The 26,381-nt window shown below is 44.4% G+C and carries 21 protein-coding genes; 20 read left to right on the forward strand and 1 reads right to left on the reverse strand.

The genetic code is table 11. The features are described from left to right. Positions 1 to 224: 224 nt before the first annotated feature. From B2P60_RS08185 to B2P60_RS08265, 17 genes are all read left to right on the forward strand, one after another. Entirely contained in the window at positions 225 to 1,670 is a 1,446-nt protein-coding gene (locus tag B2P60_RS08185) for a glyceraldehyde-3-phosphate dehydrogenase (protein WP_198334502.1), read from the forward strand. 283 nt (positions 1,671 to 1,953) lie between these two features. Next, on the forward strand, positions 1,954 to 3,168 hold the full coding sequence (gene cgtA, locus B2P60_RS08190; protein ID WP_193005792.1) for an Obg family GTPase CgtA: 1,215 nt from the start codon (positions 1,954 to 1,956) through the stop codon (positions 3,166 to 3,168). 78 nt (positions 3,169 to 3,246) lie between these two features. Continuing rightward, a complete protein-coding gene (proB, locus tag B2P60_RS08195; RefSeq protein WP_193005793.1) occupies positions 3,247 to 4,419 on the forward strand; it encodes a glutamate 5-kinase in 1,173 nt (390 codons plus the stop codon). Positions 4,420 to 4,674: 255 nt separating this feature from the next. Further along, positions 4,675 to 5,811 carry a uroporphyrinogen decarboxylase gene (hemE, locus tag B2P60_RS08200; protein WP_193005794.1) on the forward strand — a complete coding sequence of 379 codons (1,137 nt, stop codon included), beginning with the start codon at positions 4,675 to 4,677 and terminating at the stop codon, positions 5,809 to 5,811. Positions 5,812 to 5,917: 106 nt separating this feature from the next. Beyond that, positions 5,918 to 6,985 carry an N-acetyl-gamma-glutamyl-phosphate reductase gene (gene argC / locus B2P60_RS08205; protein WP_286740623.1) on the forward strand — a complete coding sequence of 356 codons (1,068 nt, stop codon included), beginning with the start codon at positions 5,918 to 5,920 and terminating at the stop codon, positions 6,983 to 6,985. A gap of 101 nt (positions 6,986 to 7,086) precedes the next feature. Beyond that, positions 7,087 to 7,953 carry a hypothetical protein gene (locus B2P60_RS08210; protein WP_198334499.1) on the forward strand — a complete coding sequence of 289 codons (867 nt, stop codon included), beginning with the start codon at positions 7,087 to 7,089 and terminating at the stop codon, positions 7,951 to 7,953. A 125-nt stretch (positions 7,954 to 8,078) separates the two neighbouring features. Next, entirely contained in the window at positions 8,079 to 8,474 is a 396-nt protein-coding gene (locus tag B2P60_RS08215; RefSeq protein WP_198334498.1) for an ATP-dependent Clp protease adaptor ClpS, read from the forward strand. 767 nt (positions 8,475 to 9,241) lie between these two features. Then, the gene (gene clpA / locus B2P60_RS08220; protein ID WP_286740628.1) at positions 9,242 to 11,803 is read left to right on the forward strand and encodes an ATP-dependent Clp protease ATP-binding subunit ClpA; all 2,562 of its coding nucleotides are present in this window, start codon (positions 9,242 to 9,244) and stop codon (positions 11,801 to 11,803) included. Positions 11,804 to 11,997: 194 nt separating this feature from the next. Continuing rightward, entirely contained in the window at positions 11,998 to 12,735 is a 738-nt protein-coding gene (locus B2P60_RS08225; RefSeq protein ID WP_193005343.1) for a uracil-DNA glycosylase, read from the forward strand. Next, positions 12,736 to 13,311: a tRNA adenosine(34) deaminase TadA gene (gene tadA / locus B2P60_RS08230; protein ID WP_286740632.1), complete on the forward strand. Its 576-nt coding sequence runs from the start codon at positions 12,736 to 12,738 to the stop codon at positions 13,309 to 13,311. A gap of 170 nt (positions 13,312 to 13,481) precedes the next feature. Next, positions 13,482 to 14,252: a (d)CMP kinase gene (cmk, locus tag B2P60_RS08235; RefSeq protein ID WP_286740633.1), complete on the forward strand. Its 771-nt coding sequence runs from the start codon at positions 13,482 to 13,484 to the stop codon at positions 14,250 to 14,252. A 296-nt stretch (positions 14,253 to 14,548) separates the two neighbouring features. Beyond that, a complete protein-coding gene (gene rpsA / locus B2P60_RS08240) occupies positions 14,549 to 16,237 on the forward strand; it encodes a 30S ribosomal protein S1 (protein WP_193005346.1) in 1,689 nt (562 codons plus the stop codon). A gap of 350 nt (positions 16,238 to 16,587) precedes the next feature. Beyond that, a complete protein-coding gene (locus tag B2P60_RS08245; RefSeq protein ID WP_193005347.1) occupies positions 16,588 to 16,893 on the forward strand; it encodes an integration host factor subunit beta in 306 nt (101 codons plus the stop codon). Positions 16,894 to 17,004: 111 nt separating this feature from the next. Beyond that, positions 17,005 to 17,415, forward strand: a complete 411-nt coding sequence (locus B2P60_RS08250; protein WP_193005348.1) for a lipopolysaccharide assembly protein LapA domain-containing protein — start codon at positions 17,005 to 17,007, stop codon at positions 17,413 to 17,415. A 76-nt stretch (positions 17,416 to 17,491) separates the two neighbouring features. After that, positions 17,492 to 18,190: an orotidine-5'-phosphate decarboxylase gene (gene pyrF, locus B2P60_RS08255; protein WP_286740635.1), complete on the forward strand. Its 699-nt coding sequence runs from the start codon at positions 17,492 to 17,494 to the stop codon at positions 18,188 to 18,190. Positions 18,191 to 18,417: 227 nt separating this feature from the next. Beyond that, a complete protein-coding gene (locus tag B2P60_RS08260; protein WP_286740637.1) occupies positions 18,418 to 19,215 on the forward strand; it encodes a metallophosphoesterase in 798 nt (265 codons plus the stop codon). 158 nt (positions 19,216 to 19,373) lie between these two features. Then, entirely contained in the window at positions 19,374 to 20,210 is an 837-nt protein-coding gene (locus B2P60_RS08265) for a histidine phosphatase family protein (protein ID WP_193005351.1), read from the forward strand. A gap of 175 nt (positions 20,211 to 20,385) precedes the next feature. Here B2P60_RS08265 and rpsT read toward each other — a convergent pair whose 3' ends face one another. Next, the gene (gene rpsT, locus B2P60_RS08270; protein ID WP_010200097.1) at positions 20,386 to 20,652 is read right to left on the reverse strand and encodes a 30S ribosomal protein S20; all 267 of its coding nucleotides are present in this window, start codon (positions 20,650 to 20,652) and stop codon (positions 20,386 to 20,388) included. A gap of 473 nt (positions 20,653 to 21,125) precedes the next feature. On the opposite strand from rpsT, the gene B2P60_RS08275 reads away from it, so the two are divergent. The 3 genes from B2P60_RS08275 (at position 21,126) to mfd (ending at position 26,361) form a co-directional block, all read left to right on the forward strand. Then, positions 21,126 to 21,827, forward strand: a complete 702-nt coding sequence (locus B2P60_RS08275) for an NAD-dependent epimerase/dehydratase family protein (protein WP_193005352.1) — start codon at positions 21,126 to 21,128, stop codon at positions 21,825 to 21,827. 97 nt (positions 21,828 to 21,924) lie between these two features. Further along, positions 21,925 to 22,440 carry a ribonuclease E activity regulator RraA gene (gene rraA / locus B2P60_RS08280; RefSeq protein ID WP_286740662.1) on the forward strand — a complete coding sequence of 172 codons (516 nt, stop codon included), beginning with the start codon at positions 21,925 to 21,927 and terminating at the stop codon, positions 22,438 to 22,440. Between the two features lie 216 nt (positions 22,441 to 22,656). Beyond that, a complete protein-coding gene (mfd, locus tag B2P60_RS08285) occupies positions 22,657 to 26,361 on the forward strand; it encodes a transcription-repair coupling factor (protein WP_286740641.1) in 3,705 nt (1,234 codons plus the stop codon). Positions 26,362 to 26,381 lie beyond the last annotated feature (20 nt).

Here is a 26,381-nt window from a genome sequence, read left to right on the forward strand (position 1 = left end):
TTTTATAATAACCAATATAGGCTAATAAAATACCTTATCGACCCTAGCAGATCGGTTATCACTGGCAAAATAAGGCGTTTTAGGCTAAAATCTAGGCAATCTATCTACTCTACACTTTATCACTGACACTAATAGTGTGTGGTTTCCATACTAGAGTAACTGCGCATCACCTATCTACTCTATATTTTTTAAACTTTACTGATCATACATTACCGACCATAAGGATGTTTCTCGTGAGCAACGCTGATACCTTACGCCAACTACATCAAGACCACTTAGGCCACTATAATAATCAAGAGCAACAAGCGATTGAGCTTATGGGGCTATTGAATAAGCTCTACAATGAGCAAGACGTACAAGTGACCTTGTTTGGTGACACGCTAAATACTACCTCAGTTGGTCAAATATTAGCATTACATCAAAAAGTAGCGCTACGTAATCAAGAAGCCCAATCTATCGACATCGCTGCTACTTTAGCGATGGTTAAAACGCTGGCAGAAAATGACAGTCTCCAGTCTGCACAGGTTGATGTTGGACAGTTGATTGCCAATGACACCAGCTTACAAGCGGCCCTTCAAGCGGTTAACATCAGTGAAAGTACGGTGAATCCTGCAACCGATGTTGTGCTATATGGTTTTGGCCGTATTGGTCGTATCTTAACGCGCCTATTATTGTCACAAGCGTCAAGTGCAAAAGGGCTACAGCTAAAAGCCATTGTGGTCCGTCCTGCTGCCGCTGGTGATTTGGCAAAACGTGCCTCATTATTAGAGCGTGACTCAATTCATGGTAGCTTCGCGGGTGCCGTGGTGGTAGATGAAGAAAACAACGGCTTGATTATCAATGGTCGCTTTGTCCAGGTTATCTATGCCAATGATCCAAGTAGCATTGACTATACCGTTTATGGCATCGACAATGCCTTGGTTATTGATAATACAGGCATCTGGAAAGACGAAGCGGGTCTTGGTAAGCACGTGCAGTCTACAGGTGTAAAAAAAGTGCTATTAACGGCGCCAGCTGGTGGCGATATCAAAAACGTCGTGTACGGTGTGAATAACGACACGGTTGGCGATGACACGATTGTGAGTGCAGCGAGCTGTACCACTAATGCTATCACCCCAACTTTAAAAGTATTGAACGATGAGTACGGTATCGAAAACGGTCACGTTGAAACGATTCATTCATTTACTAATGACCAAAACCTAATTGATAACTACCATAAAGCAGATCGTCGTGGTCGTAGTGCGGTCCTTAATATGGTGATCACCAGTACGGGCGCGGCAAAAGCAGTGGGCAAAGCGTTACCAGCCTTGAGTGGTAAACTCACTGGTAATGCCATTCGTGTACCTACTCCCAACGTCAGCTTAGCGATTTTGAACTTGAATCTTAAATCTGCTCCAGAAAGTGCAGAGGCGTTAAACAAGTTCATGCGTAAAGTGGCCAACAGCAGTACTTGGCAGACACAGATTGCTTATACGGATTCGACAGAAGCGGTATCGACTGATTTTGTCGGTGACACGCACGTCGGTATCGTTGATGCACAAGCAACGATCTTGACGGATAATCATGCCATTGTTTATATTTGGTATGACAACGAAGTAGGTTACAGCACTCAAGTATTACGTTTGGCGACACAAATGGCTGGAATTAGTTATACTCAGATTCCAGCATAAAATGCCAAATTTGGCAAAGTGGCAACCTCATAAAATACGGTAGTAAGCGTTAGGTTTGCGCAGATTTTACTTGAGGTTTCTGTCAGAAATTAAGCATAATTTGAAGTGTCATACCAAACACCCGATAGTCCGATTGGTTATCGGGTGTTATTGTCATAATGAATGCTAAGAGCAATGCCATTGCTTGCTGCGTTCACTAGGGCAGCACGATATAGTAACAACCTAAAAGACAGCCGTTGGCTGTACCAGTATATACACTGGATTGTAAATTAAGGAACGTAAGATGCGATTTATTGATGAAGCCGTCGTAACGGTAAAAGCAGGTGACGGTGGTAACGGAATCGCCAGTTTTCGCCGAGAAAAATATGTACCGCGTGGTGGTCCTGATGGCGGTGATGGTGGTAGTGGCGGCGACGTCTATGTCATCGCTGATGACAACACCAACACCTTAGTCGACTATCGCTATACCCGTCGCTATGACGCGATGCGCGGTGAAAACGGACACAGTAAAAACTGCTCAGGTAAAGGCTCTGACGATATTTATTTGCCAGTACCGATTGGTACCACTGTGGTCGACACTGAAACAGATGAGGTGCTGGGAGACTTAGTTGAAATTGGTCAGAAATTACTGATTGCCAAAGGCGGCGACGGTGGACTGGGTAATACGCATTTCAAAAGCTCTACGAACCAAGCCCCGCGCAAAGCCACGTCAGGTTTTGAAGGGGAGTTAAAAATTCTCAAGTTTGAGCTAAAAGTAGTGGCTGACGTGGGTTTGGTCGGTCTACCTAATGCGGGTAAATCTACTTTTATCCGTCAAGTCTCTGCTGCCAGACCGAAAGTTGCTGACTATCCGTTTACCACGCTAGTGCCAAACTTGGGTGTGGTGGATATTGGGCGTCATCGCTCCTTTGTCATGGCTGATATTCCTGGTCTTATTGAAGGCGCATCAGAAGGGGCTGGACTGGGCATTCGCTTTTTAAAGCACGTGGCTCGTACGCGCCGCCTGCTGCACTTAGTCGATGTAAAACCAATTGACGGTAGTGATCCGGTAGAAAATGCTCGCGTTATCTTAAATGAGCTTGAGCGCTTCTCTCCTGAATTGGCCAATTTACCGCAAATTTTGGTGTTGAATAAAATTGATCAGGTCGATGACGAAGATTTGAATGAGCTTTGCACGCACATTGTGGCAGAGCTTGGTTGGACAGGTATGGTTTTCCGTACCGCAACCCTGACTGGTGAAGGCGTGGATGCGGTCAAATACCACTTAATGAATGAAATTGAGCGTGAGCGTGAGCGTGAAATAGAAGACCCGATCTTCGCTGAAGCGCAAAAAGAACGCTTTGAGCGTTTAGAAGCGGAAGTACGTGTAAATACAGAAGCACAGCGTGAAGCGTATCGCGCGGCTCGCAAAGCCCAGCGTGAAGGCTTGGATTTAGCCAATGATAGCGATCTTGATGATGACGATGAAGATGGTGTTGAGGTGGTTTATGTTCCTTAAGCGACCACGCTTGAGCTGATATACTAGAATTTTTTAATTATTCCCCGTAATCAATTCACATGAGAAACAGGAGTTTATATGGCAGGTGACATGGAAAAAACGACCGAAGAAGCAAGGTTTATTAAACAAACTCGCAACTTTGATATTCAGCGCGTTATTGTCAAGATTGGTTCATCGCTGTTAACCAATAACGGCCGAGGGCTAGATCGAACTGCCATATACGAGTGGGCAAAGCAGATCGCTAAGCTACATAAGCAAGGGGTCGAAGTACTGCTGGTATCATCAGGTGCAGTGGCTGAAGGTGTGGTACGCATGAACCTTGATGAACGCCCTAAAAAACTGGCAGCACTACAGGCTTGTGCTTCTATTGGTCAAATGGGTTTGATTGAAACATGGTGGTCAGCACTGATCCAACATGGTATCCAAAGCTCGCAGCTACTGCTGACACATGATGACTTGTCTAATCGTAGCCGTTATCTCAATACGACAGGCGCGCTCACACAATTACTAGAATGGCGCGTGCTACCCGTCATTAATGAAAATGATACCATTACCATTGATGAAATTAAATTTGGTGATAATGACACGTTAGGAGCGATGGCAGCAGCGATGGTTAATGCTGATTTGTACATTATCTTAACGGATCAAGAGGGCGTGTTCACTGATAACCCGCGTGACAATCCTGATGCCAAGATGATTCGTCAAGAGCGTGCAATGGCGGATTATTTGTTTGATATAGCAGGAGATGGCGGAAAGCTTGGACGCGGCGGTATGTTGACCAAAATCCGTGCAGGTCGTCTTGCTGCAATGGGTGGCTGTCCAACCGTGATCGTGAGCGGGGCTATTGACGATGTCATCACGCGCGTGGTGTCAGGTGAAGCGGTCGGTACGCTTTTGACGACCAACGATGAAGACAAAATTATTGCTCGTAAGCAGTGGCTGGCGGCGCATCTACGCATGTCAGGCAGCTTGGTGGTCGACGCTGGTGCAGCAAAGGCGTTGACTGAGCACAATAGAAGTCTGTTACCAGTCGGTGTGGTAGAGGTGCGTGGCGGCTTTGATGAAGGGGATGTTGTAGAGATTATTCATCAGGATACAGGCGAGCGTATCGCAGTTGGACAAGTGAATTTCTCGTCGCATGATGCGCGCCGAGTGGCTCGTGAGCGGACAGAACATTTTGATAAGATCTTTGGTAGTAACGAAGAGCGCGTCGTCATGGTGCACCGTGATAACTTGGCTTTGACAGTATAGTACGTGAATGGTTAAGCAGATTTTCCTGATTGAAATAGCTTATCTATCGTATAGGTAAGCTATTTTTATCCAGCATCACAGCAAATCATACTTATAAAGTCTAAAGCGTCGTATCAGTTAACGCTGTTAAGAACATTCAGATCAGACGTCACTATCTACACGTATAAGCGTTTTTTATTCCTTTATTCAACTTATTTTAACCAGCATAGTATCTATTAAGACGTATAAATACTGTGTTGTTTTGGAGATTTGTACATGAGTGCTTCAGATAATAGTGACTCAATTGGGCAAGAATTTGCGCCGTTAAAAAACGATAGATTGCTACGGGCACTACGCTTTGAGACGATCGATACCACGCCAGTCTGGATGATGCGTCAAGCAGGTCGTTATTTACCAGAATATAAGGCGACTCGCGCTGAGGCGGGTGACTTTATGAGCCTATGTAGAGACACAGACCGCGCCACTGAAGTGACGTTGCAGCCTCTGCGTCGTTACGATTTGGACGCCGCTATTTTATTCAGTGATATCTTGACCATCCCTGATGCCATGGGATTGGGTTTATATTTTGAGACGGGTGAAGGTCCTAAGTTTAAACATCCGATTCGTCAACAGGCTGATCTTGATAGACTGCCCGTGCTAGATGCTAATGACTCTCTTGATTATGTCATGCGTGCGGTGACGAGCATTCGTAAAGCGCTAAATGGTCAAGTACCATTATTTGGTTTTTCTGGTAGTCCATGGACACTAGCGACCTATATGATTGAGGGTGGTAGCTCAAAAGATTATCGTTATACCAAAGGTTTTTTATATAGCAATCCTGATTTTTTACATCAACTGTTAGATAAGTTGGCAACAGCTGTGATTGACTATTTAGATGCGCAAGTGGTCGCTGGTGCTCAAGTCTTACAAATATTTGATAGTTGGGGCGGGGCACTTGGTCATCGTCAATTTATTGATTTTTCTCACGCTTATAACAAGCGCATTGTCGCTGAGTTAAAGGTACGCCATCCACAAATACCTGTGGTGCTATTCACTAAGGGCGGCGGGTTATGGCTCGATGTTCAAGCGGACAGCGAAGCGGATGCTCTTGGCCTAGACTGGACGATGCCGATCGATCGTGCGCGGCAAGTATTGACTGAAAGTCAGCGCCAGTTGACCAAACAGCATAAAAAACTACAGAGTAGTAAAGCGATTCAAGGTAACTTGGATCCAGCAACCTTGTACGGATCACCTGCGTCTATCCGTAGTGAAGTGAATGCGATGCTTGATAGTGCGTATGCTAACGGTGAAAAAACAGGCTACATCGCAAACTTAGGTCATGGAATTACTCAGTGGGTCAACCCTGACCATGCTAAAGTGTTTATTGATGCGGTACATGACTATCAAATCTAAACACTCTAAAATGTAGAAGCGATCACTTTTTGGCTGATTAAGCTAAAAATTGACTTTTATAGCGATTTAGAATGTTTTTACTGAGTACAAGAAAAAAGGCTATCTTATGATTTCAGCAGCGATTGTTGGTGGTACAGGCTATACAGGTGTTGAGTTGATTCGTCTGTTGTCGGCGCATCCTAAAGTCTCGATTGATTTACTAACGTCGCGTAGCGAAGCGGGTACACGCGCTGATGAGATATTTCCAAGCTTACGTGGTATCTCAGATATCGTCTTTAGTGACTTAGGTGATAACACACTTGCTACGTTACAAAAGTGCGATGTGGTATTTTTTGCGACACCGCATGGCGTTGCCATGCAGCAAGCTGAAGCACTCACTCAAGCAGGCGTAAAAGTGATCGATTTGGCGGCTGACTTTCGTTTACAGTCACTGATCGATTTTGAGCAGTGGTATCAACAGTCGCATGCTTGTCCTGAGCTGCTAAAAACAGCCGTTTATGGATTACCTGAAGTCAATCGCGATAAGCTTGCCAGTGCTTTAGTCGTCGGCAATCCTGGCTGTTATCCGACCACGGCTATTTTGGGCTTAAAACCCATAATAGAAGCACAAAATAAGCAGGCACAAAGACTGGTTGAGCCTCGTATTGTCATTGATGCCAAATCTGGTGTTTCAGGCGCTGGACGTCAAGCAAAGCTTGCGCTTAACTATGCTGAAACCACCGATAATTTTAAAGCGTATAGCGTTGAAGGACATCGTCACCTGCCCGAGATTGAGCAAGGCGTCGCCCAGCTGTTAGACAGTCAGTTTACCCATCGCATTCGTTTTTTACCGCATCTTGTGCCCATGATTCGTGGCATGCTCAGCTCTATTCACATGGAGCTTACGGAGGCTGGTGCGGCTATTGATTGGCAACACGTATTCGAGAGTGTTTATGCCTCAGAGCCGTTCATTGATGTGATGCCAAAGGGTATTTATCCCGACACCCGTAGCGTCCGTGCCAGCAATCGCTTACGTATTGCCGTGCATCAAGACAATGAGCGTGCTGAGCTAACCGTTATCGTCGTGCAGGATAACTTGGTAAAAGGGGCGGCGGGCCAAGCGGTACAGAATATGAATGTTATGTTTGGATTTGATGAAACAATGGGGCTAAACTTTGCTCCTATTGTCCCTTAGTACCGGTTCTTATCGCCACTCTATTCACATTTACGGTGCTAGGTATTGATTATAAATTCCGCTATAATAACTTGCCTTTACTGTTAAGAGATACTGTCTAAATGCGTGTTAAGCTCATACTACGCTTTTGCTCACAGCCAGCACGTTCATCGTGCCAAGATTCTGCTTTACCTCTTTTGGAGCGTAGACCACATTTTCTGATTAGTCAGGATTGCCTAGCAAATACGACGGGTAGGGCGCAAAAAGGGGCATCGACACTGGTACTGGCGTTATTTGTCGTGGTCATCCTAGTGACTGCGGGCGTGAGTCTTATATTTGGTCATAAACTGGGGTATCAGCGCGGCTTTCATTCGATGCAAACTGAAACCAAGCAAGCGTTAATCAATAGCACTGAGGCAACTAAAGCGCTAAAAGAATTAAGGCACAGTAATAAAATAGCGACCACTCAAGCCGTTACAGCCAAGCAAGAGCTGGCAATAAGCTTGGCCAATCTAAAAGAGTTGCGTGAAAACCAGCAAGAATTAACGATTGAAAACAAGCAAGTCGCGCAGCTGAATGAACTCTACGCTGATTTCATTAGCCAAAAAGGTGGTATGCCCTTACAAATACTTGGCGCTAAGATTGAACCACTACCTGAGAACGCCTTTGAATATGGTTTTGATATCGGTATGCTGGCAAGTGATGGAGAAGCCAAGCGTTTAAAGCCCACCTTGACGTTACTCAATGACAATGACTTTGTAGAAGTGCCATTAGATCCCGTAACTTACTCCATTGAAGGCATCACTCGTATTCGGGGCCGCTTTATGATGCCCTCAGGTTTTAAACCTCTACAAGTGAAACTGAGCGTACAAGCAGGTGGGCAGAAAGCGGAACAGCTGTATGATTGGAAGCTTGGCGATCGAGTTGATAACCTGCCGTTGTCACTTTTGGACTTGCCGGAAGTCGATGAAAGTCCCATTGAGCCTTAATCAATCATAAAGCAATAATGACATAGTCCTTAAATGATGTTTTGTTCTCTGCGTGGTTTCCTGCCTGTCTACTCTTTCTTACTTCAAAAACACCTGATAACTGTATTTTTATTATGATGAAAAAAATGATATTACAAGCTACGCCAACGGTTTCTGATTGGCACTTCCCAAATATGCCTGCGCATCGTGCACAAGAGGGCGATACCGACGGGGAAACCTCGCCGCAAGCAGATGTATTGGTGGCAGAGCCAGAAGTGGCTAAGCCGCCGATGTATGCCGTGGTTATGTATAATGATAACTATACGCCCATGGAGTTCGTCGTCTATATTTTACAGTCGGAGTTCCGTCATAGTATGGATTCTGCGGTGGAAATTATGCTGACGATTCACAACAGTAGCAAAGGCATTGCGGGTATTTATCCTAAAGATATTGCTGAAACTAAGGCCAAAAAAGTGAACAGCCTTGCCCATCGTGAAGGCTATCCGCTACTGACCCAAATAGAGCCGCACCAAGGCGAATAAAAACATTGTACAGATGTTAATGTGCAACTCTCACTTTGCTTTTGCTTTTGCTTTTGCTTTTGCTTTTGCTTTCTCTGCCTTGTGATATCAAACCATCAGTACAGCTTATAAATAGTTTACCTTGATAGCCAGCTTAATAAGCACTCTGCACCAAGTCCTCATTGATCACATCTTTCTTATAAAACATACTGAATGAATGGCTGTATTATTATCACAACCTTGATTTTCTTCTAATATAGCCTTATATAGTAAGTCACCCCGTTAAGTAGGGGCAGAGCCAGAGGTCTTGTATCACTCCTCTTCTAGTATCGTTTTTTAATAGCATCGATATTCAAGCAGCGTTGTCTTAGAAATTTTTGTTCCGCTCCGTGCTTAAATAAAAAACAGCCAAATTTTTATACCTCCCTTCGTTATCTTATAACCAAACTCTCTTGTATCTACCCAGTTTTCTGAGCGTTGCTGCTCTATTATTTTTGTGTCTATCAAGATGTAATATGCTTCGATACATTTTAGTCTGTGTTAATAGATTGACTCTGCTGAAGTATCGTGTTGAGATAAAGAAAAGAGAATGTGAGTGGTTAACTCTCTTGATCGATGATAAGTAGGTAACCATGCTAGGTAAGCAATGCATGACCAATGTCATTTCATGATACCTTTTAATAATACGGATGTTGCCCTTGAACAATCCATCTGTCGCCCTGATTTACTTACTAACTCATTCATAAAGCTATCAATTATAAAGATAGGTATAACCGTAGGAAGTCGTTATGTTAAGTCGTCATCTTGAAGTTTCTCTACGTTTAGCAATGACGCTTGCGCGCCAAAAATCGCATGAGTATCTCACTGTTGAACATCTACTACTGGCATTGTTAGAAAATACTCACGCTGCCAATACCTTAACTGCGTGTAATGCCAATGTTTCAACGCTGCGCACTGAGCTTGAGGCTTATATTAGTAAGCACACGCCAACCGTCGACGCAGATTCGGAACAATCGCCGCAGCCAACCCAAAGCTTTGATCGTATTTTGCAACGTGCTATTTTCCACGTGCAGTCTATTGGCGGTGGCCGCCTTGTCGAAGGCTCAGATATTTTAGTGTCTATGTTTTCTGAGCATGATACGTACGCGGTTTATTTACTGAAAAAGCAGGGTATTAGCCGTCTGGAGCTAACCCAGTACTTGTCACATGGACAAGATAAAGACGAGCCAGCTGAGCCGCGTGCTTCTATGACTGGTGAGCGCCGTAGTGCGTCAGAGAAGACCAGTAAAGACCCATTGGTAGAATTTGCCACTAACTTAAACCAGCGCGCTGCTGAGGGCAAAACAGACCCACTGATTGGCCGTGCCTCTGAGATTGAGCGTGCCGCGCAAGTACTGTGCCGCCGACGTAAAAACAATCCCTTGTTGGTCGGTGAGCCGGGTGTTGGTAAGACGTCTATTGCTGAAGGTTTGGCATGGTTGATTATCAATGATAGAGCGCCGAAGCCGCTGAATGGTTGTGTCATCTATAGTCTTGATATTGGCTCATTGATTGCGGGCACTAAATATCGTGGTGATTTTGAAAAACGTATGAAGTCACTGCTCGATGCCCTAAAGAAAAAATCTAATGCTATCTTGTTTATTGATGAGATACATATGATTATTGGCGCAGGCTCGTCCATGAGCAGTAATATGGATGTGTCCAACCTAATCAAGCCAGCGCTTGCCAATGGAGAGTTACGCTGTATTGGTTCAACGACCTTTACCGAATATCGTCAGGTATTTGAAAAAGATCATGCATTGTCACGTCGTTTCCAAAAAATCGATGTGAAAGAACCTAGTGTCGATGACAGTATTGATATTTTGCGGGGTCTTAAACCACGTTACGAAGAGTTTCATAACGTTGAGTACACAGATGAGGCCTTGGTCACTGCCGTACAGTTGTCCGCTAAACACATTCATGAGCGCTTTTTGCCAGATAAGGCCATTGACGTGATTGATGAAGCGGGTGCGTATAAACGTTTGGGTGTGATTCCTGATGCCGATGATATTGATGCAGAAGAAAGCTTCATTGCGGATCTAGAACAAGACTTTGACGCCCAGATTGATGAGGATGTTGATAGCGACGTGGCTCATGACGCGACTGATAGTGAAATGCAAGATGAAGCAGATGCGGCAAAAGCCAATGACCGTGCCCAATCGTCTGATGATTCTAAAGCATCTAACGCCAAGAAAAAACCACCGATGAAAATTGATGTGGCAGATATTGAAGCGATCATTGCTAAGCTTGCGCGTATTCCGCCCAAGTCAGTATCGAGTGATGATAAGAGTATTCTTGAGCACTTAGATCGCGACCTTAAGCACTTAGTATTTGGGCAAGATGAAGCGATTGAGACGTTAGCAGATGCGATCAAATTGTCGCGTGCTGGTCTTAAAGCGCCTGACAAGCCCATTGGTTCATTTATGTTTGCCGGTCCGACTGGGGTTGGTAAAACAGAAGTGTCACGTCAGCTAGCCAATTTGCTCGGTGTCGAGTTGGTACGCTTCGATATGTCAGAGTATATGGAAGCCCATACCGCCTCACGCCTAATTGGTGCACCGCCAGGCTATGTCGGTTATGATCAAGGTGGTTTGCTTACTGAAAAAATCAATCAACATCCGCATTGCGTTTTGTTACTTGATGAGATCGAAAAAGCGCACCCTGATGTCTTTAACCTGCTATTACAAGTCATGGATCATGGTACATTGACTGACAATAATGGTCGTGTTGCTATCTTTAAGCAAGTCATTGTTATTATGACAACAAATGTCGGCGCGGATAGCATCAGTCGCTCGTCCATGGGCTTTACGCAGCAAGATCATAGTCGTGATAACACTGAAGCACTCAAACGTGTCTTTACGCCTGAGTTCCGTAATCGTTTGGATGCCATCATTCAGTTCAATCCACTAGACACCTCAGTCGTGGTATCAGTGGTTGATAAGTTCTTGGTTGAGCTACAAGTTCAGCTCGATGACAAACAAGTGACGCTAGAGATTGATGATGAAGTACGCGACTACTTAGCTGATAAAGGCTATGATCGTCTAATGGGTGCACGTCCAATGCAGCGTCTGATTCAAGATGAGATCAAAAAGCCGTTGGCAAGTATGATTTTGTTTGGTGACTTGGTCAACGGCGGGGTAGTACAGCTTACTTTGGCGCCTGAGTCTACCGATGCACAAGATGACGATACGGTAAGTCTTGATAAAAGTAGAGGCAAGCGCTCAGAAAAAGGAGCAGCCGACAGCCGTATTGTGTTGACGGTTGTTGAGACTCATGAGCCCCATCCAGATTCTGAGTCATTAGCCAGCTAAAGCGTCTTATACCAATATTATAAGAACGATTACTACATTATAAAAACGGTTACTGCGGTAGCCGTTTTTTTATTGCTATAATTTAGCCAAAGCTATTATCAAGTTTATTAATCTTGAGTTGCAGCGGTTTTATAAAACATTGATTCAGTGATTCTTATAAAAAGATTCTTACAAAAAAGTAAAAAGGAAACAGTATGGAGTTGTTTGACGAAAAGACGACGAAGACCTCAGAGCAAAAGCAGGCGATTTTAGACAATGTCCGCCTGCCCGAGGATTGGAAAACAGCACTAGCAGAGGAGTTAACCTCCCATAATATGGATGATCTACGGGAATTTCTAAAGGATGCTTATCAGTCAGATGAGAGTATTTATCCTCCTGCACCGCTGATGTTCAATGCCTTTAACTTAACGCCTTTATCACAGGTAAAAGTGGTTATCTTAGGGCAAGATCCGTATCATCGTCCAGGGCAGGCAATGGGGTTGTCTTTTTCTGTGCCCAAAGCCATACCAAAGCCGCCCTCACTTAACAATTTATTGAAAGAGATGGCAGACGATATTGGTATCAAGCCCTCGGCGCACGGCGATCTGACTTACTGGGCGCAGCAAGGGGTTTTGCTATTGAATAGCTCACTGACGGTACAAGAGGGAGCGCCCAACAGCCATCAGAATAAAGGCTGGGAGCAGTTTACCGATGCGGTGATTGATGTGGTTAACGAACAAACAGAGCATACCGTGTTTATCTTATGGGGTAGCAAGGCACAGAAGAAGGGTAAATATATCAACACAGATAAGCACCTGATCTTGACAGCGGTACACCCATCGCCACTTGCTGCTAACCGTGGTGGTTTCTTTGGTACCAAACCCTTTTCTAAAACCAATGACTATTTGCGGCAGCATGGGCAAAAGCCGATTGATTGGCAGTTACCACAGTAAATGATAAACACTCTTCCTTTTAATTTACAGCCGCAGCAATTAATGGCTGACCCGTTAACGCCCTCAAGGCTTGAGAGTTGTACCTTTTGGTCATCTCAAGATGTTAAATGGATGCAAGAAGCTCTTAAGTTGGCCAAACAAGGTGCTGAGCTTGGTGAAGTGCCAGTAGGCGCTATATTGGTACATAATCAGCAGGTTATCGGTCAAGGCTTCAATGAACCCATTGGTCGCCATGATGCGACTGCCCATGCCGAAATTGTAGCCCTAAGGGATGCTTGTGCCCGTTCAAAAAATTACCGCTTACCCTTGCAGACGACTTTGTATGTGACTTTAGAGCCATGTACCATGTGTATTGGTGCCCTGATTCACGCACGTGTTGATAGGCTAGTGTATGCGGCGAGTGAGCCTCGGGCCGGCATGGTGGGTAGTCAGATGGACTTGTCAATACAGCCGTTTTATAATCATACAATCGGCGTGCATCATGGCTTGTGTCGTGAGCATAGCAGTCGGATACTTAAGGCGTTTTTCCGTGAACGCCGACAAGCTGCCAAAAAGAAAAACAACATAAGTAATTAACAAGATATTGGTCTTGTGGCTAGTGATAGGCAGGTTTATTTGCTATAATACTGCACTATTTGGTAGCGAGCTTCTTAATTTGCTGTCAAGTATTTGATCAATAAATGGATATCGTGCTGGTACTAGCCTACAAGCAGCCGTATAAGTACGCCTACTATTAAGTGAGTATTATGACCGTTTCTACAGCTGATAACACTCCACTTAGTAGTGATGATACTAGCCAAGTAAAGCCATTGCGTTATCCTGTTATTTGTATTGATGGGCCAAGTGGCGCCGGTAAAGGTACAGTGACGTGGCGCTTGGCACAAGCACTAGATTATCAGTTGCTAGACTCAGGCGCCCTCTATCGTATCGTAGGTCTCAAAGCGTTTGAAGCTGGGTTGATCACTGCCGATACCAACCAAACTATTGATGAGACAGCGGTATTAGCGTTAACACAAAGCTTAGAGATCGCCTTTGTGCCTAACAACAAGTCAGGACGTGTCGATATACTGGTGAACGGTGAGGCAGTAGGTGAGCAAGTCCGTAACGAAACGGTTGGTGGTTATGCCTCCCAGATAGCGGTATTCCCAACAGTTCGCCAGGCTCTGCTAAAGTTGCAGCAAGATATGGCAACCCGTTCAGGACTCGTCGCTGATGGGCGTGATATGGGTACGGTCGTGTTTCCAGACGCTGATGTTAAGGTTTATTTGACAGCGAGTGCGGAGGCACGGGCCGAACGCCGTGTGACTCAGCTACTAAATGCTGGTCAAACAGCCGATTTTGAAGCGATTTTAACCACGATTAAAGCCCGTGATGAACGCGATGAGAACCGGACAACGGCCCCATCAAAACCTGCAGAAGATGCGCTGCTGCTCGATAGCTCAACATTAGATGCAAATACGGTTTATGAACAAGTTAAAAAACATTGCCAAGATCAAGGTATTTGTTTTAATAGTTAATAAAAACAACATAGTAAGTACTAAAAAGCTTAGCATAGGCGGGGTTTTTAGTATAAAATCATACTGTTAGACTTGAGCTTTTTTCAAACCACAGCGTAGAGACTCAGTTTGACTAAGCAAAAAGAGCTTACATAAGACACTTGTTGCTAGTGAGTTTGTTCAATCATTCGCTTATTAGCAACAAACGTTTTTTTATATGACTGCGTAAGATATAAAACCAGTATTCTCGTTTTATGCAGTCATAAATTTGATCCGTACTGTGCTGGACAGGATACGGCTATACAAAGGTAGACATAATGGAATCATTTGCTGAACTATTTGAAGCGAGCATTGAAGAGCAGGGCCTGGATATCGAGCGTGGCTCGGTTATTACAGGTACTGTTGTGGCCATCGATAGCGATTGGATCACAGTAGATACTGGTCTTAAATCTGAAGGTATCGTCGCTCGTGAAGAGTTTTTAAGCGAAGAAGGCGAACTTGAAGTTGAAGTTGGCGATAGCGTTGATGTCGTAGTTGAAGCGGTTGATAACGGTATGGGTCAAACCCTACTGTCACGCGAAAAAGCCAAACGTGTTGAAACTTGGAACTTCCTTGAAAAAATCGCTGACAACGATGAGATCGTAAAAGGTATTATCTCAAGTAAAGTTAAAGGCGGTTTCACGGTAGATATCGGTTCAGTACGCGCATTCTTACCAGGTTCATTGGTAGATGTACGTCCTATCCGTGATACGACGCATCTTGAAGGCAAAGAGCTAGAATTCAAAGTTATCAAGCTTGATCAAAAGCGTAACAACGTTGTTGTTAGCCGCCGTGCCGTCATGGAAGCTGAAAATTCAGCTGAGCGCGAAGAGCTATTGAACAAACTTGAAGAAGGCATCGAGATCGAAGGTATCGTTAAGAACCTTACTGATTACGGCGCGTTCGTTGATCTAGGTGGTATCGATGGTCTATTGCATATCACTGACATGGCATGGCGCCGTATCAAGCATCCATCTGAAGTTGTTGAAGTTGGTCAAGACCTAAAAGTTAAAGTATTGAAGTTTGACCGTGAGCGCAATCGCGTAAGCCTAGGTCTAAAACAACTTGGTACTGATCCTTGGGACAACGTGGGCGGTACTTACCCAGTGGGTAGCGTAGTGAAAGCTCGCGTAACTAACTTGACTGATTATGGTTGTTTTGCTGAGATTTCTGAAGGTATCGAAGGTCTAGTACACGTATCAGAAATGGATCATACCAACAAAAACATCCACCCATCAAAAGTTGTTCAAGTGGGCGATGAAGTTGAAGTAATGATTCTTGATATCGACGAAGAACGTCGCCGTATCAGCCTAGGTATCAAACAGACTCTAGCCAATCCATGGGATGAGTTTGATAAGAAACATGAGCGTGGTGATAAAATCACTGGTACGATCAAATCAATCACTGACTTTGGTATCTTTATCGGTCTAGATGGTGGTATTGATGGTCTTGTTCATCTATCTGATATCTCTTGGAACGAAACTGGCGAAGACGCTATCCGTAACTACAATAAAGGCGACACTGTAGAAGCAATGGTATTGTCTGTAGATGCAGAAGCCAACCGTATCAGCCTAGGCGTGAAGCAGTTAAGCTCTGATCCATTCAACGAGTACCTAGTCGGTAACGACCGAGGTGCTATCGTAAATGGTAAAGTAAAAGAAGTAGATGCTAAAGGCGCTACTATTGAGCTTGCTGACGAAGTTGAAGCTTATCTACGTGCTTCTGAGATTCAGCGTGACCGCGTTGAAGATGCGACTAAGCATCTGTCTGTCGGTGATGACGTTGAAGCGAAAATCATCAGTGTTGATCGTAAGACACGCAACATCAACTTGTCTATCAAAGCGAAAGACGAAGCTGAAGAGCGTCAAGCGATTAAAGATCTTGGTAGCACCAACACGACTGCAGCAGCAGGTTCTGATGCTCAGCCAAAAACCATTGGTGACTTGATCAAAGAACAAATGCAGTAAGCGATAGATTATTGATATAAAATAATGTGAAAAAAGCGACTCCGGTCGCTTTTTTTGTGACTAAATTTTGATCCGGTGGTTAATCGGTAAGGTTTTTGCCTAAACCGGTAAACTCTTATTTCCATTTACGATAATATCCGCTATCATTTCGTACATTGAGTAACGAGATGTGAATCACAGATTATTTAAGACCGTAGTATTGTTTGAGTTATGAAGTTTTCTTTTTATGATTCTAAGGTACTTACGTGTTTAAAAATAGTTTTTAAAAAATCGCTAATTAAGCGCAGTGACTGAAAAAAAAGTCTGATTCATAATCATCTTATCCAGCAATCAACAAGGCAAGCGTAATAATGCAGCAAACGATTAACAAGTCTGAATTTATTAGTAATCTGAGTGCGAACTGCGAAAATGTGACTGATACCGTGGTCGATGATGCAGTGCGTGAAATATTAAACCTAATGACCCACACGTTAGCCAATGATGGTCGGGTGGAAGTTCGCGGATTTGGCAGTTTTTGTCTACATCATCGCCGTGCTCGCATGGGCCGCAATCCTAAAACAGGAGAAAGCGTACCCGTACCCGCGAAAGCCATTCCACACTTTAAGCCAGGTAAAGCGCTACGTGAAGCAGTCAATGATAAAGTTGCAAACAGTTAGTAGTCATAAGCGGTAATGAGATAAAACCAGTATTAATCTGGTTTATCAGCGGCTTCTGTATGGCTTTAACTTCAACATACAAATGACACTCCAAACCGAGGTATCCCTCTCATGCGATTTTTACTGTTTGTCTTATTGTTTTTAAGCTTTGCTTACGCCCTTGGTTTGGTGTTGGCAAATAATACCGAAGTTGGCGTCAATCTACTATTTTTACAAGCACCTACGATGAATCTAGGGTTGCTGCTGATCCTTTGTCTGATACTTGGCATTATCATTGGTATTTTACTAGCATTGCTTATCTTTCGCGTGCTACAGAATAAGTGGGAAATCTCGCGCCTTCAAAAGGCCAATGCCAATCTGCAAGAGCAGTTGACACAAGCCAATGTCGTTATTGACCGCCAAGCAAATGCGCCTTCGGTAGAGGAAGCGGTTTATGGGGCGACTGCCACTAACGTGCACGATGAAACATCACACAGTCTAGATGAAGGTGCGACCTTAACCAAGAAAAAGCGAGATTATTGATTGGTGACAGGATGAATCAGTTGCTGTGCAGGCGATACATAATAATTTGATAACCTTGATATGAAATGGCACCCCTATGAATAAAACCGTCCTTTCTCCAGTCATAGTCGCGTTAGACAATATGACCATGGAGGCTTCTCTAACTCTAGCTGACCAATTAGATCCAACATTGTGTCGATTAAAAGTAGGTAAAGAGCTGTTCACTCGCTGTGGCCCAGATATCGTTAAATCGCTACATCAGCGTGGTTTTGAGGTGTTTTTGGACTTAAAGTTCCATGATATTCCTAATACCACTGCCCAAGCCGTTTTAGCAGCCGCTGAGCTTGGCGTGTGGATGGTTAATGTCCATGCAAGCGCTGGTTTAGAGGCGATGTCATTGGCAAAACAGCGTTTGTTAGACAATGATCTTAAGACCTTATTGATCGCGGTAACGGTCCTGACATCTATGGATGCGAAAGCGTTGATGCAAACGGGCATCCCTGATCGTTTGGATACGCAAGTGAGTCGATTGGCACAATTGACCAAGCAAGCGGGTCTGGATGGCGTGGTATGTTCCGCTCAAGAAGCTCAAACGCTCAAAGCCCTATGTGGGCCTGACTTTAAACTAGTCACGCCTGGTATACGATTGGTAGAGGATAGTGCTGACGATCAAAAACGCATTTGTACCCCAAAACAGGCGTTGAGCGCTGGATCAGATTATCTGGTGATTGGTCGTTCCATTACCCAAGCCGCAGACCCCGCTGCTAAATTGCAGAAAATACTTCAAAGTATGTAAGTTGTACTTATTATAGAGAAATAAAAGACAGCCTAAACCGCTGTCTTTTTACTTTTTGATGGTAGAGAAAAAGCTGCTACACTACTTAAATTTAGACTGATACCATTCTCGAGAGTATGAGGGACGCCATCAAATACGTTTAACTTCCTAGACGGGAACGTGAGTGATGAAGGTTTTTTTTGATACTCAAATTTTAATAATGACATTATTGGATGACGTTGGACAATATGAAATTACAGATTTTAAGTGACTTACATATTGACAGTTATGCACGGCAATCGCGTTCTGTGGGGCAGATCCCTAAAACCGACGCAGATATGCTGTTAGTCGCAGGAGACACGGCCAACAGTGACAGTGGTATGCCTTGGCTACAAGAGCAAGCAGCACGCTTACAAGTGCCATTGATTACTATTGCTGGTAACCACGAGTACTTTAATGAAGATGTGCTGCATTTTGATAAAAAGTTAGCGACTTGGGACAACTATAGTGATGAGTTGCAGCAGGGTGTTAAAGTGCTACAGTGTCAGTATATTGATATTGGGGATATACGCATCTTAGGCTGTACACTGTGGACAGATTATCAGTATCAAGCCAATGACGATACTATGGCTGCAGCCAAACGCTTTATGCGTGACTATAAGCAAATCTATGCCGGTAGTGAATTATTTTCTCCTGAGGTATCGATGAAAATCCATGCTGAGCAGCGCCAGTGGCTGCAGCAAGCGTTAATAACGGCGCGAGTGCTTGGCAAAAAAACGGTCGTGATGAGCCATCATAGTGTTAGCCCTCTATCTGTGTCTGAGAAGTATGCCAATCTGCCCAGCAATGCAGCGTTCGTCAGTGACTTGTCTGGATGGATGTATCAGGACTGGGCACCAGTGCTTTGGGTACATGGCCACACTCATGAAGCGTTTGATTACCGGATTGGTAAGACACGGGTGATTGTTAATCCGCGAGCATATCCTAACGAGATTAGTAGCACAGCATTAGCGTTTGCGTGGGATAAAGTAGTTGATATTTTTTAGAATCAAACCAATAAGTACAAATGCCTTTGCTACTATTGGTATTATAGGATTTCCGTTCAGACGTCCTTTTTCTAATCTAATAGACTTACTCATACTTATATTGCAACTGAATTTATATTTTGTTCTTTCGGGATAAAAAATCTGCTACGCTTGCTAGCATGAGTAAATATCTTATTACCACCCCGTCCAAGTTGTCCGCTGCTAAGCTTGCGAGTCACAGTCCAAGCGCCCCAGCACCATCACACTTACCTGACAGCATGATTTCTTCCGTCCGCTTACTACCGGAAGATAAACGGCTGATATTATTTACCAGACACTCCCTTCGTGAGCGCTCTGATGGGAATGGTTTTGCCAGTTATCAGCTACCACTAACCCCAAAGGGCCGTGTCTTGGCGAAATCTTGGGGACGTTGGCTGGCAGGACATCTGCCGTATTCACTTGATGTCGATAGTATCTCAAGTCCGATTGGTCGCTGTATTGATACCGCGCAACTGATGCAAGAAGGAGCAGGGCTGCGACGTGATATTTCGCATCAGTCATTATTGGTTGAGCCTGGTAGCCTTGTCACTGAGCCTGAAATTGCCAATCCCGTGTTTAAAGAAATTGGCGTGCTTAATTTTATCAATCGCTTCTTACAAGGCAATCTTGAAGGGACTAAAAATGCCTATCAAGGGGGGCTAGATATTTTGTCGCTTTTTTATCAAAGCCAGCCCCAGCATGGACATCTAATGCTTGCGGTTAGTCATGATACCTTGCTGTCTGCATTTCTAGCGGTGATGTTTGATGTGATTGAGATTGATTGGAATGACTGGCCAAAGATGATGGAAGGGGTGTTTTTGTGGTTTGATGATAAGCCGTTTGAGCAGGCAAACGCGCATTTCGTATGGCGCGGTGAGGTGTATATACGGCCGATTAGCTCTTTATTGGACAGCTACCGTGCAGGTGGCTTGCATCCTAATCAATTGTTATTGCCTCCAGAAGTGAAATGGACGTAATGTCAACTTTAAGCACACTAAGAGAACGTCTACAAAATTGTTTGGGTGGTTAGGCATTGTTTGAATGGCTGTATTTTGAGCAGACGTAAAAAAACCTTGCCCCAGTATTAGAACCAGTGACAAGGTTTTAGTCATCTCACTATTAAAGCACGATGTGGTCTAAACACTAAAAATCTTAAGCTTGTAAGCCTTTGATTGTTTTGTTTAGGCGGCTCTTACGACGAGCAGCTTTATTCTTATGAATAATACCTTTGTCAGCCATACGATCAAGAACCGGTACCGCTTTTTTGTAAGCTTCGGTAGCCGCGTCATAATCTTTAGCTGCGATAGCCGCATCAACACGTTTTAAGTAAGTACGAACCATAGAGCGTTGTGACGCAGAGTTCTGACGACGTTTGGTGTTTTGACGGGCGCGTTTACGAGCTTGTGCAGTATTAGCCACGCGTATCTCCTTGATAAAGACAGATAAAATATGAATGTTGATTGCAATAATGGGTTTAACAATCATCGGTGACGAGCAGCCGTCTCGTCAAATATGATGTCGATGTCTAATATTAAACGATCTAATATTAGTAGGTCATCGCAAGCGTCAGAACTGTTTGGAATAATTAAACAGCGTTGACGTGTAAAGCCGGTTATCTTAGCAAATTATCGCGCTTAGGACAATATATTTGATGATTAATGCTGAAAGAAGTTATGCTGGCACATGGATGTTTCGTTTTTAGAGTGTCTATCAGGGTCACTGCTAAGATTATTGGCTTCAAAACATCAGAGCTGATAAAAACTCTTACAATAAATTCTGTAGAATAGCGTCAGTGCTCTATTAATTTAGGTATGATACTAAAGCGATGGTCTGCTAAAAGACACATCTTCTCATCATTAGACGTTTTCTAACCGTATATAAGTGGATAGGGTATGCAGCGAAAAGCAATTGTGATTGGTGCGACAGGATTGGTAGGACAGCATCTTGTTAAGCAGCTTAGTGAGCTTTATGACACGTTAATTGTGATTGCACGGCGTCCGCCACGCTATATCAATGCGAGTATGCGCTTTTATCAGGTTAATGATTTTGACAACTTGGCTGAAATATTTACCAGCGTTGGCGTGGACCGTAAGACAGACGCGTTTAGCTGCCTTGGCACCACAAAAAAGCAGGCTGGTAGCGATGAAGCCTTTCGAAAAGTTGACCGTGATTATAACGTGAATTTTGCTAAGCTCTGTCAACAAAAAGGCGTTGAAAACTTCTTTTTATTGTCTTCAATGAATGCTGATATGGACAGTCGCTTTTTGTACAATCGGGTAAAAGCAGAGACGGAGCAGTCTATTATAGCGTTAGGTTTTACGCAGTTGGTTATTTTTCGGCCTTCACTGCTACTTGGTAAACATAAAGGCCGTCCGCTTGAAAGTATTGGTCAAAAAGCGTTTCAACTTATCTCCCCTTTAGTCTCAGAATCATTGTCATTGCATCCTATTTCTGCCAAGCGGGTCGCTAGTGCGATGGCAATGAGTGCGCATGGTATTTATGAGCGTAACAAATACCGCACTGAGCCGATGACTCAACAAGTTGATGTGATCGAAAATAAGCAGATGCTTGCGATGACCCGAGTAAAACATTAACTACTAGAAAAAAGTCTAGTCCTATGATGAAGGAAAATTTCTAATAACCGTGCTGTCAGTTAACAACAAGGAGACTACCATGTCAGAAGCAATAAAGATGAGTAAAGAGAATTTTGTGACGTGTGACTTATTGGATGCTAATCCTGAATCTCAGGTATGTTTGCCTAATATTGAAGGCAAGTCGTTTTACAGTTTTGGTGGCAAAACCAAATTTTGCGGTGAAGTTGTGACGGTAAAGTGCTTTGAAGACAATAGCCGGGTTAAATCTTTGTTGAACAGTGATGGCAAAGACAATGATGGTAATGGCAAGGTGCTGGTGGTCGATGGTGGTGGTTCGATGCGCTGTGCACTGTTGGGCGATATGATTGCGCAAGCAGCTATCGATAATGGCTGGGCTGGCGTCGTCGTGTATGGCTGCGTGCGTGATGTGGATGATATGGCAGAGATGGATATTGGTGTGATGGCACTAGGCTGTATCCCTCGTAAATCGACTCGTCGCGATGAAGGTCAAACGGATCTTGAAATCAGCTTTGGAGATTTAACTCTAAACTCGGGCATGTTTATTTACGCAGATAATAATGGCATCATCGCCAGTGATAAAGCGCTCATCTAACCTCCTGTTATCAAGTGCGTGTACATAAACTAAAACCTCAGGCCACCCGTGGGCTGAGGTTTTTTAAACAAACCTAAGTGGCGTTTCTAAGTAGCGTATCTAAGTGACATTTCTAAGTGACATTTCTAAGTGACAAACCGTTACGGCATAAATTTTGGTAATTGCTCAAATATTCGTATAATAGCCATCTGACTCTTAACTTTGACCCTATTCTTTATGCCTATCACTGCTTTGACTGACGCGTTTGATCCTATTAACCAGCAGTTGTTTCCTATTCAAGATGCACAGCGGCGTTGGCTAGCCCCGGTGCATGGTGCGGTCAGTAGTTTGTGGCTGGCAAGTTTGATGCAGGCACCGATATGGAATGTGGTTGACCGTCTCAAAGTCGTGGTGACTCGCGACCAAAATCAGCTCAATCAAATAGAGACGGAATTGGCATTTTGCGGTGTCGATGCCTACGTGTTTCCCGATTGGGAGACCCTGACGTATGATGAGCTGTCCCCGCATCAAGACATCGTGAGCGAGCGTATTAACCTGTTGACGGATATGCCAACATCAGGTGTGTTGCTGATTTCAGTACAGGCGCTGATGCACCGCGTGGCACCGCCAAGTTGGCTGATTGGGCAACATTTTGATTTAAGCGTTGGCGATCAATTTGATATCAATACGCAGCGTGGACTACTAGCAAAAGCAGGTTACCGAGCGGTTGAAAATGTGTTTGAGCCGGGTGAGTTTGCCGTCCGGGGTAGTATCATTGATATCTTTGCGATGGGTCAGCCATTTCCGCTGCGTCTAGATTTATTCGATGATGAAATTGAGACCATCCGTTTTTTCAATCCGCAGACGCAGCGCACTTTGACCGTTGAGGATCTCAATGCCATGATGACTGGCAATGATATGAGTATGGCGAAAGAGTCACTATCGCTACTTCATAAACTGCCAGACATCTCAAAACCTATTGCACAGTTTCAAATACTACCAGCAAAGGAGTTTCCGCTCGATGAAGGGCGTGAGACGTTCCGTACCAATTTTGCAGCGATGTTTCCAAATGCCAGTAGTCGTAAGTTTGAGCTGCATAAAGATGTGATGGCAGGCATTGCAAGCAGTGGCATCGAGTACTACCAACCGCTCTTTTTCGATCTAAAGGATTGGGAGGCAGAGAGTAGTCTATTTGCCTATTTGCCAAGCGATGCCTTGTTTATTACTGATGAGTTAATTAACGAAAAACAGGTAGACTATTGGTCGCAAATCCAGCGCCGCTACGAAGAGCGCCGTCACGATATTGATAAGCCTATCGTCGCCCCTGAGCTATTATATCTGTTATCAAATACCCTAAATGAGCATCTCAATCGTTACCCACGCGTTATACTGAGCGCGCGTGATGAACTGGCGTCCATGACTAATGTCGCGGCAGTAGACAGTGAAAACGCAGCACTAGAGCGTCTTACAGCCAATAACCAACCAGGGTTAGTGACCCTAAGCGCTCAAGAGCCACCGCAGCTGGCAGTGAACCATCAAAAAGCTGAGCCTTTGAGTGCCCTGTTAGAGTTTTTAAATCTACAAGCACAAACGGTGACACCCGTGTTGGTGGTTGCTGAAACAGCGGGTCGACGCGAGATTCTAATTGAGTTATTTAAAGGCAAAATTGATATCAAAGCTTACGATAGCTTTGAGGATTTTTTAGCGACAGATAACGACAGTGATCTTAACGATAATCAACGTCCACAGGTCGGTTTAACGGTTGCTCCTATTGAGCGTGGCGTTTATGTGCCGGAACGGCTGGTGTTGATTAGTGAAACGCAGCTATTTGGTAGGCAGGTTCTGCAAACGCGCCGCCGCCGTCAAAGTGGTGTGTCAGAAGAGTTTTTGGTCAAGAGCGTGACTGAAATAACGGAAGGCAGCCCTGTTGTCCATATCGAGCATGGTATCGGGCGTTACCATGGTTTGATTACCTTAGATGTAGGGGATGGTGAGCAAGAGTTTATTCACCTAAAATATGCCGATGATGCCAGTATTTATGTACCTGTGGCCAATTTGCAAATGATTAATCGCTATAGTGGCGGAGATCCAGCATTGGCACCGCTGCATAAGATTGGTAGTGGCAAATGGGACAAGGCAAAGCAAAAAGCACTAGAGCAAATTCATGATGTTGCCGCAGAGCTTCTAAATATGCAAGCACGGCGCGAAGCCAAGGTCGGTATTCACTTTAAAATAGACAGCTCACAGTATGAGCTGTTTGCTAGCCAATTCGCCTTTGAAGAAACGCCCGACCAAACCCATGCTATCCATGCAGTGATGGAGGATATGAGACAAAACCAGCCAATGGATCGTCTCATTTGCGGCGACGTAGGGTTTGGAAAAACAGAAGTCGCCATGCGTGCCGCTTTTATTGCGGTTAGTGCAGGCTATCAAGTGGCTGTATTAGTACCGACGACGCTGCTGGCAGGTCAGCATGAAGACAATTTCCGAGATCGTTTTGCTGATTGGCCAGTACGTATCGAGACGTTATCGCGCTTTGGTGGCAAAAAGCATCAAGACACAGTGCTGGCTGATTTGGCTGATGGTAAGGTTGATATTGTGATTGGTACGCATAAGTTATTGCAACCTGACGTAAAGTTTTACAATCTAGGGTTAATGATTGTCGATGAAGAGCATCGCTTTGGTGTGCGTCATAAAGAGCGTATCAAGGCCATTCAGACCGATGTAGATAGTATGTCGATGACAGCCACACCGATTCCTAGAACGCTCAATATGGCGCTCTCAGGGATGCGTGACATGTCGATCATTGCCACGCCACCTGCCCGTCGCCTGGCGATTAAAACCTTTGTGATGCAAAAAACAGAAGCCTTGCTAAAAGAGGCGATCCTACGTGAGTTGCTGCGTGGTGGTCAGGTATATTTATTGCATAACGATGTTGCCAGTATCGAGCGTATGGCAGAAACCATCCGTGAGCTTGTACCCGAAGCACGCGTAGGGGTTGCCCACGGGCAAATGCAAGAGCGCCAACTTGAACAAGTGATGCAGCAGTTTTATCATAAAAAATTCAATGTGTTGATTTGCTCGACCATTATCGAGACGGGCATTGATGTTCCAAATGCCAATACTATTATTATTGAGCGCGCTGATAAGTTTGGTCTTGCTCAGCTGCATCAGCTGCGTGGTCGTGTTGGTCGTAGCCATCATCAAGCCTATTGTTATTTGCTCGTACCATCTATTAAAGGTCTAAAAGGTGACGCCAAGCGCCGATTGCATGCGATTGAGCGGGCGAATACGCTCGGCGCAGGCTTTATGCTGGCAAGCGAAGATTTAGAAATTCGAGGCGCAGGGGAGATCCTAGGAAAGCAGCAAAGCGGGAATATGCAGGCGATTGGCTTTAGTCTATATATGGATATGCTGGAGCGCGCTACTAAGGCAATTAAAGCGGGTAAAGAGCCTGACTTGAGTACACCTTTGTCGCTAACCAGTGAGATTAATCTGCACAGCTCCGCGCTAATACCAGAAGAGTATTTGCACGATGTTCATCAGCGTTTGTTGTTTTATAAGCGCATCAGCAACGCCGATGACAAAGAGGCACTTACCGATATACGTACTGAAATGATTGATCGTTTTGGTACTTTGCCTGATCAAACCAAGCAGCTATTTGCCGTTCATGGGTTACGCTTACAAGCGGAGCCGCTTAAAATTAATAAAATTGATGCCAATAGCAGTAGTATGACTCTGGAGTTTGCACCGGACACCCCAGTCGATGCATTGGCTATTATTAAGCTAATCCAAAAAGATGGACAGCACTATCGGATGAATGGCGCCTCTGGTATTCGCTATCAAGATGCCAAAAAACTGGCAACGCCGCAACAGCGCGTTACGGTGATTCAAGAGTTACTCCGCTACTTTAGTGAGCATATGGTGGCAGAGTCGGCTTAGTTTGACTGATTGGTAACAGT

Source organism: Psychrobacter sp. UBA3068 (genome assembly GCF_002366815.1).
In the GTDB taxonomy this organism is placed as follows: Bacteria; Pseudomonadota; Gammaproteobacteria; order Pseudomonadales; family Moraxellaceae; genus Psychrobacter; species Psychrobacter namhaensis.

Bases quoted from the DNA above. Each gene is read 5' to 3' on its own strand.
- B2P60_RS08185 (WP_198334502.1), top strand. From the start codon at position 225: ATGTTTCTCGTGAGCAACGCTGATACCTTACGCCAACTACATCAAGAC.
- cgtA (WP_193005792.1), top strand. From the start codon at position 1,954: ATGCGATTTATTGATGAAGCCGTCGTAACGGTAAAAGCAGGTGACGGT.
- proB (WP_193005793.1), top strand. From the start codon at position 3,247: ATGGCAGGTGACATGGAAAAAACGACCGAAGAAGCAAGGTTTATTAAA.
- hemE (WP_193005794.1), top strand. From the start codon at position 4,675: ATGAGTGCTTCAGATAATAGTGACTCAATTGGGCAAGAATTTGCGCCG.
- argC (WP_286740623.1), top strand. From the start codon at position 5,918: ATGATTTCAGCAGCGATTGTTGGTGGTACAGGCTATACAGGTGTTGAG.
- B2P60_RS08210 (WP_198334499.1), top strand. From the start codon at position 7,087: ATGCGTGTTAAGCTCATACTACGCTTTTGCTCACAGCCAGCACGTTCA.
- B2P60_RS08215 (WP_198334498.1), top strand. From the start codon at position 8,079: ATGATATTACAAGCTACGCCAACGGTTTCTGATTGGCACTTCCCAAAT.
- clpA (WP_286740628.1), top strand. From the start codon at position 9,242: ATGTTAAGTCGTCATCTTGAAGTTTCTCTACGTTTAGCAATGACGCTT.
- B2P60_RS08225 (WP_193005343.1), top strand. From the start codon at position 11,998: ATGGAGTTGTTTGACGAAAAGACGACGAAGACCTCAGAGCAAAAGCAG.
- tadA (WP_286740632.1), top strand. From the start codon at position 12,736: ATGATAAACACTCTTCCTTTTAATTTACAGCCGCAGCAATTAATGGCT.
- cmk (WP_286740633.1), top strand. From the start codon at position 13,482: ATGACCGTTTCTACAGCTGATAACACTCCACTTAGTAGTGATGATACT.
- rpsA (WP_193005346.1), top strand. From the start codon at position 14,549: ATGGAATCATTTGCTGAACTATTTGAAGCGAGCATTGAAGAGCAGGGC.
- B2P60_RS08245 (WP_193005347.1), top strand. From the start codon at position 16,588: ATGCAGCAAACGATTAACAAGTCTGAATTTATTAGTAATCTGAGTGCG.
- B2P60_RS08250 (WP_193005348.1), top strand. From the start codon at position 17,005: ATGCGATTTTTACTGTTTGTCTTATTGTTTTTAAGCTTTGCTTACGCC.
- pyrF (WP_286740635.1), top strand. From the start codon at position 17,492: ATGAATAAAACCGTCCTTTCTCCAGTCATAGTCGCGTTAGACAATATG.
- B2P60_RS08260 (WP_286740637.1), top strand. From the start codon at position 18,418: ATGAAATTACAGATTTTAAGTGACTTACATATTGACAGTTATGCACGG.
- B2P60_RS08265 (WP_193005351.1), top strand. From the start codon at position 19,374: ATGAGTAAATATCTTATTACCACCCCGTCCAAGTTGTCCGCTGCTAAG.
- B2P60_RS08275 (WP_193005352.1), top strand. From the start codon at position 21,126: ATGCAGCGAAAAGCAATTGTGATTGGTGCGACAGGATTGGTAGGACAG.
- rraA (WP_286740662.1), top strand. From the start codon at position 21,925: ATGAGTAAAGAGAATTTTGTGACGTGTGACTTATTGGATGCTAATCCT.
- mfd (WP_286740641.1), top strand. From the start codon at position 22,657: ATGCCTATCACTGCTTTGACTGACGCGTTTGATCCTATTAACCAGCAG.